This window comes from Duganella sp. GW821-FHT07F09, from assembly GCF_059418705.1.
This window is the reverse complement of record NZ_JBWKQJ010000017.1, coordinates 82,167-96,866: the sequence shown is the minus strand read 5'-3', so window position 1 is coordinate 96,866 and position 14,700 is coordinate 82,167. Positions and strand designations below refer to the sequence as shown.

Annotated in this window: 10 protein-coding genes and 1 pseudogene; 5 read left to right on the top strand and 6 right to left on the bottom strand. The window is 61.8% G+C overall.

The features are described from left to right. Positions 1-321 precede the first annotated feature (321 nt). From AC07P1_RS30985 to AC07P1_RS30970, 4 genes are all read right to left on the bottom strand, one after another. Positions 322-591, bottom strand: a complete 270-nt coding sequence (locus tag AC07P1_RS30985) for a hypothetical protein (protein WP_494699440.1) — start codon at positions 589-591, stop codon at positions 322-324. A gap of 13 nt (positions 592-604) precedes the next feature. Next, positions 605-1,933 carry an IS4 family transposase gene (locus AC07P1_RS30980; protein WP_494699439.1) on the bottom strand — a complete coding sequence of 443 codons (1,329 nt, stop codon included), beginning with the start codon at positions 1,931-1,933 and terminating at the stop codon, positions 605-607. 11 nt (positions 1,934-1,944) lie between these two features. Beyond that, the gene (locus tag AC07P1_RS30975; RefSeq protein WP_494699438.1) at positions 1,945-3,222 is read right to left on the bottom strand and encodes a hypothetical protein; all 1,278 of its coding nucleotides are present in this window, start codon (positions 3,220-3,222) and stop codon (positions 1,945-1,947) included. A gap of 123 nt (positions 3,223-3,345) precedes the next feature. After that, a complete protein-coding gene (locus tag AC07P1_RS30970; RefSeq protein WP_494699437.1) occupies positions 3,346-3,477 on the bottom strand; it encodes a hypothetical protein in 132 nt (43 codons plus the stop codon). A 397-nt stretch (positions 3,478-3,874) separates the two neighbouring features. On the opposite strand from AC07P1_RS30970, the gene AC07P1_RS30965 reads away from it, so the two are divergent. The 4 genes from AC07P1_RS30965 to AC07P1_RS30950 all read left to right on the top strand — a co-directional run bounded on the left by AC07P1_RS30965 (position 3,875) and on the right by AC07P1_RS30950 (position 13,829). Beyond that, entirely contained in the window at positions 3,875-4,786 is a 912-nt protein-coding gene (locus tag AC07P1_RS30965) for a GIY-YIG nuclease family protein (protein ID WP_494699436.1), read from the top strand. A 49-nt stretch (positions 4,787-4,835) separates the two neighbouring features. After that, positions 4,836-6,686: a DUF7380 domain-containing protein gene (locus AC07P1_RS30960; RefSeq protein WP_494699435.1), complete on the top strand. Its 1,851-nt coding sequence runs from the start codon at positions 4,836-4,838 to the stop codon at positions 6,684-6,686. 2 nt (positions 6,687-6,688) lie between these two features. Further along, positions 6,689-8,353 carry a site-specific integrase gene (locus tag AC07P1_RS30955; RefSeq protein ID WP_494699434.1) on the top strand — a complete coding sequence of 555 codons (1,665 nt, stop codon included), beginning with the start codon at positions 6,689-6,691 and terminating at the stop codon, positions 8,351-8,353. Between the two features lie 265 nt (positions 8,354-8,618). After that, the gene (locus AC07P1_RS30950; protein WP_494699433.1) at positions 8,619-13,829 is read left to right on the top strand and encodes a P-loop NTPase family protein; all 5,211 of its coding nucleotides are present in this window, start codon (positions 8,619-8,621) and stop codon (positions 13,827-13,829) included. Positions 13,830-13,878: 49 nt separating this feature from the next. Here AC07P1_RS30950 and tnpB read toward each other — a convergent pair. Next, positions 13,879-13,998: pseudogene (gene tnpB / locus AC07P1_RS30945) on the bottom strand (IS66 family insertion sequence element accessory protein TnpB); the annotation flags it as partial. Positions 13,999-14,070: 72 nt separating this feature from the next. Continuing rightward, positions 14,071-14,214: a hypothetical protein gene (locus AC07P1_RS30940; protein WP_494699432.1), complete on the bottom strand. Its 144-nt coding sequence runs from the start codon at positions 14,212-14,214 to the stop codon at positions 14,071-14,073. 96 nt (positions 14,215-14,310) lie between these two features. On the opposite strand from AC07P1_RS30940, the gene AC07P1_RS30935 reads away from it, so the two are divergent. After that, complete coding sequence (locus AC07P1_RS30935; protein ID WP_494699431.1) at positions 14,311-14,661, top strand: hypothetical protein; 351 nt, start codon at positions 14,311-14,313, stop codon at positions 14,659-14,661. The last annotated feature ends 39 nt before the right edge of the window (positions 14,662-14,700 follow it).

The following is a 14,700-nucleotide window of genomic DNA, read 5'->3' as shown; positions in this document are numbered from 1 at the left end:
TCAATCTCAGATCTGTCGAGCCAGTTACATCGCCTTCGAAGCGCTGAAAACTGAATTGATCAGCGCTTCCCTAGGTGCTCAGCCGGCACATGCAGCCATAGGGAGTAAAGCCGCGCGGAGGACGACTGTTCAAGTTGAACACGCTTAAAAATCAGCCACTTACATATTTTCGCCGGAAAAAATCGATGCCGGCGGCGTTCGGAAGGCGGCGGTGCCATATCGAGCTGATACAGCGTAGAGGTCCGGATGCGCCGCTGACGCCAGCGCCACGTGAGCCAATTCGGCGCAACGGCGTCGCGCGCCTTCGCTATTGCGGAGCGGTCATCGTTTGACCTGTTCCGCGCTGGTCGATACGGGCGGTGGAGCCGGCTTCAAGTACCGTTCGTTGGCGTCGTCGATCATCTTGCCTAGGTTGAGGCCGACGCCCTTGTAATTGGGTTCCAGCTTGACGTAACGCGTCAATCCGAACAAAAAGGACGACAGTAAACGGCGCACCCCGCCGCTTCGTTCGGCAGTGGGGCCGATCCTGGCTGTATCGATGACCGATACCAGCAGCGCATCGCACTGTCGCTTGAAAAAGGGAGCGTCCACGCGGTAATGCCGTTCAGTTAAGGTCTCTTTTCAGGACACGGACGGTATAGCGTTGAGGTAAGGCTTTGACGGCCCGGTCGAATTTTCGGCCGGGCCGTTCTTCCTTGAGCAGCGATACCAAGCGCTGGCGAAGTCGTAGCAGCAACGATGGCAGTTTGCCCTGCGCGCGCGTGACGGCCGCCCAATGCAATTCGTATTGGATCACGTGGAAGGCGCGGATGAAACTGATCTCTGTCGGTTCGCATTTCACGGCCAGTGCCGCCTTCGCGATCTCTAGTCTCACCAAGTTATAGGCGGTGAGCGCTCCCCAAATCTCTTGATACACACCATCGACAGTTTTGCTGCGCAACGTTAACGCCATACCCAGCATGGTCTGCTTGAGTTCTCGGTAACTGGTCTCGATTTGCCAGCGACGTGTGTAGCAGGCAGCAATGTCGGCAGCCGTGTAGCGCTTGCGGTCAAACAGGGACGTAAGCAGGATGTGCTTACGTGCACTCTGATCGATCACGGTAATGACTCGGGCCCGCCAGAGTTCGGGCAAAGTGGGACATTTCTTGCGTGCCTGCGGCGACACGCGCATCGACACCACGCCATCTTCAGGTGTGCCATCGATCACCTCCCATTTCGTGTTGGCCTTGGCCGGGATGATGAAGTGACGATTGGAACCGGCGTTGGTCAAACCGCACAATATCTCTGCCGACAGGAAGCCCTTGTCGAACGCGGTAAGGGACTCGTCCGGTATTGATGCCAGCAGTTCTTTGGCATACAACATCTCATTGACGCCGTAAGGGCCGAATGTCGCGTTGCGGATCAGGTGAGTTGGCAAAGCGGTCAACGTCACGCCGCGCACCTGTGGATAGCTCGAAATGCGGCCGCTGGGATAGACCTGGGCGCCAAAATGTTCGCGGTGCTCGGGAGTATCGGTCGTCTTCAAGGTCGTCCCATCCATTGCAAACAGGCTCAGTCCCTTGAACAGATATTGCTTGCTGTCCTGCTCAGACCACGCTTGTGCTGACAACTCAAAGAGCGCCTTCAATGGCGCCGAGCCAAGGCGTTGGCGTGCCTGCGCAACAGCGCTCTTGCTGACAAACGGTACTTGGGCATCTGGCAGTGCCAGATCGAGATCGTCCACGACCTCGCTAATAGATTGATGACGGTAAAGCGCTAACGCAACGACAAGCCAGACAACTTGCTCGGCTGGGAGTCGTCGTTGCCGAATGCTGGCCTTGCCTGTGTAGGTAATCGCCTGCTCTATCCACTCATAAGGCAAATGCTGTCCCAGGCGCTCCCAGTTGGGTGCTTCCTGTGCTTCAACAAGAAAATGGATGGCGTCATCGAACATGATGGCGCAGGTTAACAGCCCAGATCGCTGTTTACAACCCCCAAAATGAAAATGCCGTTCAGTCTTAACTGAACGGCATTAGCGTCCACGCGGAGTATTCTCAGCAACTCTTCGGCCAGGCGCAGCAGCTTCGCCTCTCCACCCTCGATGGCGATCTGGGCCAGGGTGATCACGTAGTCGACGTATTCCTCCCGATCCAGGTTTGCGCTGTCTACCAGACCGATCGCAGTCGCGGCCGGCTCGGCGCCTTGGGCGAACAGGACGCACTGCGCCACAAATACGCTGTCGATTGCTTGCCCCGCAGTTTTCCACGCCTCCGAGTAGCTGTCTCTGGCGCTGTTCCAATCGCCTTTCTGGCGGTGGATGTCGCCACGCTGCCTGAGCAGTTCTGCCCTGCCACGCGGCGTCCAGTCGGTGAGGGAGAGCAGTTGGCGTATCTCCAGCGACGCTTCCTCCAGCAACGCATCGTCGCCGCCGAGGGTCCCGGCTAGCCGGAGAGAGGTCGCGAATAGCTGACGTCCGTGAAGGGTGCGGGAGGCCGTAGGAGGACCGGACCGGTAAAGGTTGATAGCCTTTGTCAACTCCCGCAGCGCGCCCTCCGCGTCGTCGGCCATGAGAAAGGACGTCGCCTTCAAAGCTCGGTAGTGCAGCTGCTCGTTGTCGTCGTCGCACAATTCCACGATCCGATCAATGACATCGAGCAGCTCGGCAAGGCCAAGGTCCCGGCCGTGCAGATCCAGGTAAAGTTGCAGGATGTGGACGTCGGATTCTTCCGCCATTGAGCCTAGCTTCCTGAACTCGCGCCGTGCCGCGTCGTCGTCCCATTTCTCGGACAGGGCATTGAGGCAGTGCAGGTAAACAATGCGCCGGCGCCAGCGGTCTTGGTCGATATTCGAGCGCAGCCGCTCCAGGATCGCCGGGACGTCCGCATGCGCGCCCGTCTGCGTGCAATAGTCGCACATCATCTGGACATAATCACTCAGCGCGCCAACGTCGATGTCCAGCAAGTCGCGGAGGCGCCTGTCGGCGGGTTTCGGATCGTTGCGCAGCAGCGGCGCCGTATTGGTGAAGTGCCAGATGCTGTATTGGGCGACGTCGGCGCGGGCTGCCGCCAGCGCGCCGGCCCAGTCCCCGCGAATGGCGGCGACCAGGGCCTTTTTGCGGATTTCGCCGCCGGGCAAATGGCTTGCACAGCAGCTTCGGAACGATTGGCCGGAACCGCATAGGCAGGGGCTGGTGTCGGCCGGCTTGAACGGCGTGCGGCGCGGAAGCGGCGGAGTATCGATCATGAATATAGGTGAGGTGAGGTTATGAAACAAGGTATGGCAAGGACTTCATACTATACCGGTGCTGGTCGCAAACGCAGTGCCGGGGATTTGCCATCGATATCATGGCGGTCTTGACCGCGACCATCATTTCTTCACCGCCGCCAGCGCGAGCACGAACATCATCAGCGTGCACGTCGGCCATGGGTTGCCCCTCATCGCCACCAACAATTTTGGCACATGGGCCACCAGCTTGACCAACCATTTGAAATCGTTCATCTTCAGTCCTTTTTCGATCATAACGAGGAATGGCCAGCGCCATTCCTACCATACTGTGTCACCCTATTTGGGGGCCGCCGCCGGCGACCTGGCGCAGTTTTCCTAAATCGCCATGCTCCGACGCACGATCGTCGTCGTCACGACAAAAAACACCTCGTTGCGCCATTCAGAGGAGCATCGCTTGCGGTTCCTCAGGAGGTTTTCCGAACAGGGGCAGCGAGCATGTTGCGCGCGGCCGTGTTTTTGTTCTTGTGGTGGGTTTTCCGCCGCCGGCCGGAGTGGCTGGGAGGATTGTCGCTGGTTCCGGCTGGCGTGGTTGCACCATCGCCCCCGGCGACCGGCTGGCGGCTAGCTATATCCGCGTTGCGGGGTGGCGCATTTTTCCCCGGGGCCTTCCGTGATAATCCGTATTATCACCGTTGCGTTTATGGTGGTTTACGGCGTGAAACCCGTTTATGATGGGAAAAACTGCCATTTTTCTACAGAGACCATGGTCACATCCATCCGCATTGCCGAAACGAACCACGCCGGTGTCACCGAGATCACCGCCGACGGCTGGGACGGCCGGATTTTGCGCATGTCGCACCCGACCTGCAGTAACTGGATCAACTCTGCGGCGCCGAGGACAGCGGGCGTGTATTTGCTCTACGCCGACCACTTCGATCGGGTCACTCACGGCAATCAGCTTTATGTGGGCCAGTCCGGCACGATTGGCCAGCGGCTCGGGCAGCACATCGGTGTCAAGGAATTCTGGACGGCGGTGATGGTGTTCACCTCGGCCGACGACTGGATGAACGTCGCGTTCACCCCGAACATCGAGCGCCAGTTCATCGCGTGGGCGAAACTCGCCAACCGCTACGACCTCGACAACGGCGACGGCGGCCGAGGGGAACACCTGGGGCAGGAGGACCAGGAGCGCCTGGCGTCCTTCCTCGCCGGTGTCCGCCCAGTGCTGCGGCTGGCGGGCATTGACGTGTTCGAGCCGAACATGGATGGCGTCTTTATTGAAATGAGAGGTAAAAGAGAAATGTCTCGTGTCAAGATTGTCCGCGGTCCGCCGAATGCAGCATTAACGATCTTGGCCGGCAGCGTGATTTCTGGACTCGATGCGGCGCAGGTAAATCTGGCGGCCCTGCCCGGGATGACCTACGATGCTGGGCAACGTGAACACACGTTTCACCAGTCGGTGGACGTAGCGCTGGGTGGAACGGACTCATTCCCGACGCTATTTGATCGACAAGTGAGCAGTTGGAAATCCAAGTCAGGAATCGGCCTCTGGCAAACCCTGAGGGCGTGGAGATCGGAATGAACGATGCGACCGCCATCCGAAGCCGCGCCCACCCACAAAGGATCACCCCATGAAGACCAATTCCCCCGACGCCGCCCCGCTGACCGTGCGGGACCTTGAACAATCTGGCTACGAGGACTGCCTGGCGCGCGACTCCGACGGCTGGTATGTCGGCATGGCGGACGAGCTCCTCAGGGGCGCCAACACTGCCGAGGCGGCGGGAGACCCCGTCCGCGCCCGCGCGCTGGGGTTTTTGGCCGCCGTTTGCTCGATGACGCTGGAGCCGGATGTGAAAGCCGCGCCGCTCCAGGCAGCAGAGCGGTTTGCCGACGGAAGCTCGACCATGCGGCCGGAAGCCCTGTCGCGCGAGGAGATCGGGATGTTGGCCGAGTTGTCCCACGGCGTGCGGCATGAGCTGCTGCGCGCGCGCCTGGCGGACCTGGTCTGGCTCAAGCAACGGGGTATCTCGTTCGCCCATATGGCGATCGATGCGTATTCCGCGCGCTCGATCGATCCTGAGAGATGGTTCCTGTCCGACGGGGCCTGCTGGCGGCGCGCGCTGCAGCTTGCGCTCACTCTCCGCGACGCGGGCCGTATCCAGCTGATCGAATCGGCGTTGCTGGCGGCCTTCAGGGGCGCGGCCGCCGCGCCGGACCGGGAGCCGCTGATCTATCTCGCCCCCTTGTATGCAGAGCGCCGCGCCGCCAATGAAGCGGAGGAGGTGGGACAACGCCTCTCCCAGCTGGGGCGCGAACGCCATGCCGCACAGCGTTTCAGCGACGCTCAAGACATGTTCGACCACGCCGGGCGCTGGTGGGCCCGGGCCGGCCGGCAAGATAAGCAGGCGGAGATGCTGGCGATGTCGGCCGCTGCGATGGCGGCGCGTGGCGACGCCGACACCTCCGGCATCGGCAGCCGGCACTGGTACGCCAAGGCGATTGAAGCTTATCGATCCGTGCCCGGACCGTATCGGGAGGAACACGGCGTGGACGCGGCGGTGAGCGCCTTGAGAACAAAACTGGAGCAGGCCGGGCGTCGCGCCCTTGACGAGATGTCACCCATCGAGCAGCGCATCGACCTCAACGAACCCGCCGTGATTGCCGTCGAACGAGTGCGAGGCCGCGCGCCCTTGCCGGCGCTGTACGCGTTCAGCATGCTGCACCCGTTGCCTAACCGTGAGAAAGTATTTCAACACGCGCAGGCCGTGGTGGCAGAAGGGCACATCCGGCATATGTTTCCCACCATGGTCCTGGATATCGACGGGCGGGCCATCGGGCAGCGGCCCGGCATCGGTGCCGGCGGGGAAGGGCGCGCGGCATTCGAAATGGCGGAGGCGATCAAGCATTGCTTCAATGTGTGCGGCATGACCGCGACCGGCATGATCGTGCCGGCGCTCGACACCATGCAACTGGAGTTCAGCCTGGCGCACGCTGACTTCCTCGAGCTGACGCGCCGTGTTCCCCTGGTCCCGCGCGACCGGGCGGAGATCGTCGCCCAGGGGCTACACGCCGGCTGGTGCCGTGACTATGTGCAGGCTGTGCACATCCTGGTGCCGCAATTCGAGCACATGGTGCGCATGGCCCTGAAGGCGGCCGGCGCGCACACGACGACGCACGATGCGGAGGGCCTCGATTCCGAAATCGGGCTGTCGAATTTGATCAAACGCGACGAGATGGTTCCACAATTCGGCGAGGATCTGACGTTCACGATTCGTTCCCTGATGTGCGAGCAGGAGGGGCCGAACCTGCGCAACGCTGTTGCCCACGGCCTGGCCGGCCGTGGCTTGTGCGAGGGACCTTACGGCGTGTACGCGTGGTGGCTGGTGCTGCGGCTGATCGTGCGCCAGTATGTCGCCATGATGCGCGCACCTGATGCGCCGGATGGCGTGGGCGCGCCCCCCGATCAACCCGAGGCAAACTAGCGATGGCCCAGAACACCGACATCGAGCTGCCCGCCGCCGCCTACACCCGCGCCGACTACACGGCATTGCAGGCCTTCGTGTTGAAGCTGCCGCTGCAGCGCATCGCCGACCTGCACTACAGCGAAGACAGCCCGCAGGTGGAGCAGGGGCTGGAGCGGTTTTTGACCGGGATGCGCGATCACTTGATCGAGCGGGTGATCGGACACAACCCGGCGTTTGCCGAGATCCTGCGAGGCGCGCGGCGCGGCGGCGTGGTCACGACCAAGGCGCTCGATATCCTGGTGAAGGCGGCGGACATGCCGGCGCCGGTGCCGCTCGACCCGATCGGCAAGTGGTTCCGCCCCCGACTGACGACGGCGCTGCGCGGGGAGGGGGTGTCGACGCTGGGTGATCTTCTGGCACTAATCACGGCACGCGGACCATCGTGGTGGCGCGCGGTCCCGCGCGTTGGCGCCTGCCGCGCGCTTGCCTTGCAACGCTGGCTCGCGCGGCATGCGGGCACGTTGGGGCGGATGGAGTCCGACGTGCGGGCAGTGTCGGTGGCAAGCGCCTTGCCGATGATCGCTCCCTGCAATGGCGTGATGCCCCCCCTAGGCACCTTCTCGCTGCCGGCCGCGTTGGACGGCAGCGCCGGCGTCAACCGAGCCGAGCGCTTCTGCTTCATCGGCGCCCGCGACGATCTGCAGGCGATCGATTGTTACCTCGCCGGCTTCGGGGTGCAACCCCATACGTTGCGCGCCTACCGGCGCGAACTGGAACGCTGCCTGTTGTGGAGCGTCCTCATGGCGAAAAAGCCGTTGTCGTCGCTGCTGGTCGACGACTGCCAGGCGTATGTGCGGTTCATGGCGGCACCCGATCCGGCGTTCCGCGGCGCGCGGGCACCGCGCAACAGCCTGCGCTGGCGGCCGTTCGCCGAGCGCCCCATGACGTCGGCGACGCAGAAGCAGGCGGTACAGATCCTGCGCGCCGCCTTCGACTACTTCGCACGGGTGCGCTACCTCGGGGGCAACCCCTGGGTGGCCGTCAGGGATCCGGTGGTCGACATCGAAGCCGACCCGATCCGCGTCGACAAGGCGCTCAGCGCCGATGCGTGGGAGGCCGTCATCGTGGCGCTGGAGCGGCGGGCGCAGATGGCCGGCGCGGTGCAGGACCGGGTCGCGCTCGCGGCGCTGCTGCTGATGGGCGACTCCGGGTTGCGGCGCGCGGAGACGGCGTCGGCGATGCGCGCGCGACTCTCGCCCAGCCGCGACGCGCCGGGCGTCTGGATGCTGCGCGTGCTCGGCAAGGGGCGCAAGCGGCGCGTGGTGCCGGTCAGTCCCCGATGCATCGACGCGCTGCGCGCGCATTGGGCCGACCTGGGGGCGAACTTCGACGTCCCGCGCGTTGAGCAGTCGCTGCTGTCGCCTTTGGTGATTCCGGCCACGGACACGGCGCAGGTCCGCCATGCGTCGGGTGCCGCCGGCTACACGGCCGGCGCGCTGTACGATCTGGTGGTGGGAGCCGTTCGGCGCGTGCACCGCGATCTGGACGCGATCAACGACGGCGGCCGGCTGGATCCCGAGGACATGGCCCGTCTGCTGGAGGCGTCGCCGCATGCGTTTCGGCATACGTTCGGGATGCTCGCGGTGGAGGGGGTGTCGACCTGTACGTGGTGCAGGAGATCCTAGGGCACGCCAGCGCCGACACCACGGCGGTCTACGTGCGGGCGCGGGAAAATCGACTCGCGCGGGCTGCTCGGGTGCTATATGATGCTGATAGCAAACGAGCGCAGCATTCTATGCAACCTACCGCGACTGTGGCTGAATATGGGCTTCTCGATTCGGGCGAGTCATAAATTAATTGAACTAACCCATGGAGTATCTCGACGATGACCGTCAACTTCAGGAATTGCCGTAAATTGAGGTTTGAGGGGTTCAACGAGGCCGCATACCGATGAATGCCTCTAACGCCACCACGCGATCCACGGCTGGCCCGGGCTACGCGTTCGAGGACCTGGTGGCCGCTGACCTGCTGTCCCGGTTTCTGCTCGATATACCGATTCCCGCTATCGAGGTTCCTGGTGTGCAGTTGCTATCACAGGTTGGCGCGCTTGATTTTGCGATCGACGACCTGCTGTGCGTCGGCACCGACAGAGACGGTGGGCAGCTTAAGTTGGCGCTTTCCTGCAAGAGTAATATGCAGGTGACCAGCAACGGGTTCCCGTCAGATTTCATCACCGCCGCTTGGGCCACGTGGCGAGACCAGAGCCAGATTTTCCCCAAGGCCGACGCCATGGCGCTTGTTACGCGTGGACGACATCAGACGTTCGATCCGATATGGGCCGACATCAAAAACTGGTCGACCGCCGGAGATGTCGCGCTCGTACTTGCGCGCATACGCCAATCCGCAACCCATCAACGAGTCTTCGATAGCGTATGCCGGCCTGGGGCTGTAGATGGAACACCGCCATCCGCAGAGGAAACCTTGGCGTTGATTGCCCGCCTAGCCGTGCTGCCTGTCGATTTTCAGCTTCAAACGTCGGAAACGCTGGCGACTGCGCTATATCGCTGCCGCATGGCGCTGGCTTCCGAGAATCTCGCCGAAGCCGATAGATTGTGGGGCGCGCTCGTGCAGCGCGCGGAGGATGCACGACTGAGCAACGGCACGATCACGCTGGTCGGATTGCTGGACGACATCCGTAATCGTTTCGTCCTCAAGGCCCATCCCTCCATCGCCGCTGCCTGGAAAAAACTGCTTGCCTTGAGCGACGATCACTTGGTGAAGATTGCAGGCTCGCTCCCCAACGGCCACGTCGTCGAACGGCAGGAAGGAATTGGTATCACTCAGGCTTTGAAGGACGGGCCTGGATGTGTTGTCGCAGGGGACTCGGGTGTCGGCAAGTCGGCGATGGTCCGGCAGATACTGGACCGGGATTTTCCTCATGAATCCCAGCTGTGGATGGATCCTGCCGTCCTTGGTTCCGTGCTGAGCGAGGTCGATCGCCCTGGTCTGGGAATCGATCACCCACTCATGACCACCCTTGAGCGCAGTCCCAGCGATCATATTCTGATTGTCGATTCCGCCGAGCGTCTCGATACGGCGACGTTGTCGCGGCTTAATGGATTGTTCCCCGTCATCGGGCAGCACTTCGACAGAGGATCCGTCCGAACGCGTATTGTGATCACAACTCAGTTCGTGGATGGCAATGATCCGTTCAAGGGGACGCCGTTTGTCGCCGACATGCCACGTATCACCATTCCCGGGCTATCCGACGAAGCCGTGCAGGAAGCTTTGTATAGCGTCCCACAATTGCGCTGGGTGGCCGGCGACGTCCACGTGATCCCGGTTCTGGCGAATCTGCGGGCGCTGGGCTGGGTGATCGCGCAAGCGTCGTCCTTCACCGAAGGCGACCCCGGCGCGCTCGCATCGGTCACGGCGGTCGCGGATCGTCTTTGGTTACAATGGACCGACGGCCGGGCCACGATGAAGCGGTTGCTGATTCGCCTGGCCGAGCGCGACGCGGCCTTCGAGCGCAGCTTCGCGATCAGTCGACTCGACGCCGGCGACGTTGATACGTTCGACGGACGACCTCGAGAGGCGCCGCTGATCCTCAATCAGCGGGGACGCATCGAATTTCAGCACGATCTCGCGTCGGATTGGGTCCGCTATCAGCGCCTGAAGGAAATGGCCGATGACGTTGGCGCATGGTCGGCGTTGGCTCCGCATCCGCTATGGATACCTGCGTTGAGATTGTTCGGTCAATATCTGCTGAGACAACCGGACCAATTTCGGGACGGATGGGACCATGCGCTTTCTTCTCTCTCGGTTGGCGACAATGACGATGCTGTCGATCTGCTGCTCGACGCATTGTGCCTAGACCCGCAACTGGACGCGCATCTAACCGCGCGGGTGGAACTCTTTTTCGAAAACAAGGCTTCGCTGCTGCTTCGCCTGGTGCACCGTTTTACCCACCTGGCCACCATTCCCAGTGTGCCGGACAGCGCTGCATTCGACCCTGCGCTGCGCATCTACCTGGAAGTGGAAATGCGGACGCCAATCGTTGCCCGATGGCCTCCGATGGTGCGCTTCCTCGAAGCTCACCTTGAACGAATCGGAGCGCTGGCATCTCCCGCTGTCTCGAAATTGTGCTTCTTGTGGTTATCCCGTACGCCCGTCACGGCTGGTGGAAGACCTGTGCCGTTTCGCGGAACGCTGGCCCGTCTCGCGTTGATGACCGCGCAAGCCGAACAAGCGGCCGGGATCGCTCACTCCCATTATGGTGGGAACGGCGAACGGGAGCAATCGGTCTTCATCGCTGCACTTGCCGGTGGGGCCGACATACCATTGGAAGTCGCGACGTTCGCCCTTGAGATGGCGCAGCGCCGCCAGTTATCCGAAGTAGGGTGTGAGCGCGTCCATGGGCTGCAAACCGCCGAACGTGCGCTACGGCAGACAGCCGCGGTTGCAGATATCGCGGCCGCACGCCAACGCAGGCTTGTTTCGGCGATAACATTCAGTCGCGAGGAACTGCCGCCTTGGCCCCTTGGCGCGACGAGCAGGGTAAACGTCGCGTTTCGCGAGGTCGTCCTGCGCAAACAGGCCCTATCGCAACTGATGCTGGTCGCACCCGATGTGGCGTCCGAAGTCCTGTTGGCGAGCATCATCGACGATCGGCCTGTCCGTTCACAAGGGGGCGCGCGACTGGACCTGGATCTGGGTTTGGTCTACGATCACCAGAGCTACCCGACGATATTCTGGAAAAGTCCGTTCTTCCTTTTTCTCGCCCATCAGCCGGAAGCGGCGTTGGCATCGCTCCACAAATTGCTCGACTTCGCCATGGATCGCTGGGCCGAACGATATGCTCCGGACGCGAGCGTGCCGGCTCTCTCGATTAAGCTTGGCGAGCATCGGTGTGCTTCGTTCCGGGGAACGAATTGGCATTTCGGATGGTCCAGGGAAAATTCGACAGCTAACGGGCAGCTGTTTTGCGCGCTCGACGCGGTGGAGCGCTGGCTTGTGCTTAAGATAGAGGCGGGCGAAGATATCAGTCAGTGGTGCGCGCGCCTGCTCGAGATGCAAAGCTCGACAGCGCTGCTCGGCGTGTTGGTGACGCTCGGTAAGTGTCAACCATCACTTTTTCGCGGCGCCCTCGCTCCTTTGCTTGAGCTGGAGGAGCTCTACTGGTGGGACGATCATCGCGTCGGGTTGTCAAGTATCGGTTTCGACCTGATGCAGTTCAGCCGACAGGGCGAGGCGGCGTTCAACGTGGCGCGCGACTGGGTGTTCGCGCCGTATCGCGAGAGCCGCCTGCGCTTTGTTGTGATTGATCTGATATCGGTCCATCCTGGCGTCGGGCACCGGATAATGGATGCGGCAACGCGCTGGCCCTTACCTTATGACGAAAAGTCTGGATTGGAGCGGCGCTTGATGCTTGCCTCGTTCGACCCTACCAACCTGCGGCGCGGCGCTGAGCAAGAAAGCGGGGATAGTTCGGTTACCGTCGTTTTCCCCGACGCGCTGCAGCGCGAGGTCTCAGCGTTCCACCGTTCGGCCGACGTTGATCTGCTACCGTTAACTTTGCCCGGTGAGTGTGAAAAGATCATTGCGGCTGACGGGATGCTTTCGTCCGAGATCGCAGATTACCTCTCCCGATTGCTACCCGTTATCGGTACGCCGCTCCCGGACGAGGTAGATCGTCGCGTAATGGTTGCCGCCGCAGCTGGAGCCCTGATAGCGAAGGCGGGGCCGTGGGCGATGGAGCATCAGGGTGCCATGCAGAATGCTCACCGAGTTATTCGAGCTGTTGTCGATGGAATCGGAAACTCCAGCGCGGAGCTCAAGGATCTGGGCTTTGATGACGCCGCAGCGCTACGGTTTGCCGCGGTAGGAGTTCTGTATGCTCCGTTTGACACAAACTCCACTGAACCATGGGACAGCGCGGTGTTGGCTATCATGACCTGCGGCGACCTGTCGGCGATCAGAGTCTTAATGCGCGAGGCGTGGCGCAATCGAGGAAGGCTAGGGGCTGACTGGTACAGCATCAACCAGAAGCTGGTATGGGCGGCCGGCCTGGACAAGCTCGTACCGCTTTATGGAGGGGAAGAGAGTGTCGGGCCGATATGGAAGCGATGGCTGGCCCGGTTCCGCTCTTCTGGCGTCTTTGGGCGATCGGTTGATCTTTCGGCTGTCGATCCGGTCGAGATCGCGACGCGGGTCGAGCGCCTACTCGCGCGTCGCCACGCGAAGCTGCTCGCTCGCGAACCTGCGGGGTATCGCGGAAAGCTGCGACGAAACAACGGGCTTAGCTCGCAATATTTAAAAGCCGGCTTCGCCTGGCTCCTCGAACCTGAAGGCGCCGCGCAGACCGTACAAGACCCAGAGGCCCGGACGCTCGTTTCGCGCCTGTGGACATGGGAGTCGCTAAGAATGGCGGGAAAAGCCAACGATGAAGGCGAGAGCGATGATGAATACGATACGCCCAGCGATTTGGGCTATGAGATCCTGCGCATCTTCCCACAGGTTATCATGGCCGAGCGGGTGGAGGAGTCACAGGCGCTGTGGCGGGCAGTTCTCGATCTCGGCCCTGCCGCCCATTATGCTGTCGGCCAGTTTTCGTCCAACTGGTTCATGTTACTGTTTAGTGATCCGCATCCTGAACGGTTCGTGCTTGAGTGGAAAGCGATGCTTGGATTCGCTTTCGCGGCGGACTGGCATCATGGTCGACGTGGATACCGTGGCCGCACTATGGTCACCGGTTTGCTAGGTCTCCACGCATCGTGTGAAATCGCTCACTCTGGCTCCGTAACCCAGCGCCTGCCAGAGTTGCTTCCCTTTTATCGACAATGGGCGAGTACCCAGTTGGCAAATGACGAGGAATTTATCGCCGCATTCAGCCACTTTCTCACGACCGAGCCGGGAAAATTTCTGCGAATGGAGGGCATCGTCTGGCTCCGCCAGGCGCTACCGGAGGCAGGTGGTTTCTATCGCGATAACACCGGCGACAAGCTCGCCGAGGTTCTTGATACTTTGTTGGTTCATCACGCCGGCGAGGTGGTGGGTTCTTCCGAATGCCGGGATGCGATGATCGCAATCGCATCCTTGCTCGTCCGTAGCCGAATTGCGACCGCCATGGGACTCCAGGGCAGGATCGCTGCGTTGCGGTAATGACGCGGCGCCGGGGGCTCAGCCTCGATGTGCGGTGGACGGTGATCGTCGTGCCGTCCCAGCACGCCAGCTTGAGGCGTGTGCGGCGGCGGTTGGCGAACACGTAAGCCGTGCCGTCGCACGGCGGGCGCCCCAGCGCCTGCTGCACGTGCAGACCATGCCATGGCATGGCGGCCGTCGATGCCGGTGCGCATGTCCACCGCCGCCGTCGCCAGCCAGATCGCGTCGGCCGACAGCCCCATCACAGCGCGCGCATCAGTTCGGCCAGCCACCCGGCCGGGACGTCGCCCGGCAGGCTCAGCGTCCAGCCGCGCTCGTTGCGCAGGCTGAGCGCCGGCGGTGCCGACGCAGCTGGCGACACCCGCGCCGGCAACAACACTGGCACGGTCGGTGACCTGGTCAGTCGCCGCGCCCATAAAGAAAAGAGATTCAGTGGAAAAATGTGGAATAATGAATTTTTCCACATGGAATCCTTTCGCTTATGAAAACCACCGATTTGCTGCGCCACTTAACGAACGAAATGGGAGATCACCTCGCCAAAACGGCGGGAGTGGTTTCCGATGCAGCGCTGGCTTCCGCGTTGGGAATCAAGTCCCACACGCTTAACAAGTGGCGCAACGAGTCCACCACCCTGACCGCGCTACAAGTGGCGCGGGTCGTTACTAATGCTCACAAGGCCGCGCAGAGCCACGTGCACTCACAAGCGATAAAGCCCCTCGTGGAGTTTTTTCCCATTGAGCCTGTCGAGGCTGGGCGCTTGGGCAAGAACCAGCTTTTTCGACACGATGTCGCGCACCGCATTGCACCGCGCAGGGGTGCGTCGGGTGTGTAAAACAAAAACTTATGAAGATTGATGAACAGGCTTACGACG

What these genes read in the sequence shown, in the direction of transcription:
- AC07P1_RS30970 (WP_494699437.1), bottom strand. Translation starts at nt 3,477, where the DNA reads ATGAACGATTTCAAATGGTTGGTCAAGCTGGTGGCCCATGTGCCAAAA.
- AC07P1_RS30955 (WP_494699434.1), top strand. Translation starts at nt 6,689, where the DNA reads ATGGCCCAGAACACCGACATCGAGCTGCCCGCCGCCGCCTACACCCGC.
- AC07P1_RS30980 (WP_494699439.1), bottom strand. Translation starts at nt 1,933, where the DNA reads ATGTTCGATGACGCCATCCATTTTCTTGTTGAAGCACAGGAAGCACCC.
- AC07P1_RS30975 (WP_494699438.1), bottom strand. Translation starts at nt 3,222, where the DNA reads ATGATCGATACTCCGCCGCTTCCGCGCCGCACGCCGTTCAAGCCGGCC.
- AC07P1_RS30960 (WP_494699435.1), top strand. Translation starts at nt 4,836, where the DNA reads ATGAAGACCAATTCCCCCGACGCCGCCCCGCTGACCGTGCGGGACCTT.
- AC07P1_RS30950 (WP_494699433.1), top strand. Translation starts at nt 8,619, where the DNA reads ATGAATGCCTCTAACGCCACCACGCGATCCACGGCTGGCCCGGGCTAC.
- AC07P1_RS30935 (WP_494699431.1), top strand. Translation starts at nt 14,311, where the DNA reads ATGAAAACCACCGATTTGCTGCGCCACTTAACGAACGAAATGGGAGAT.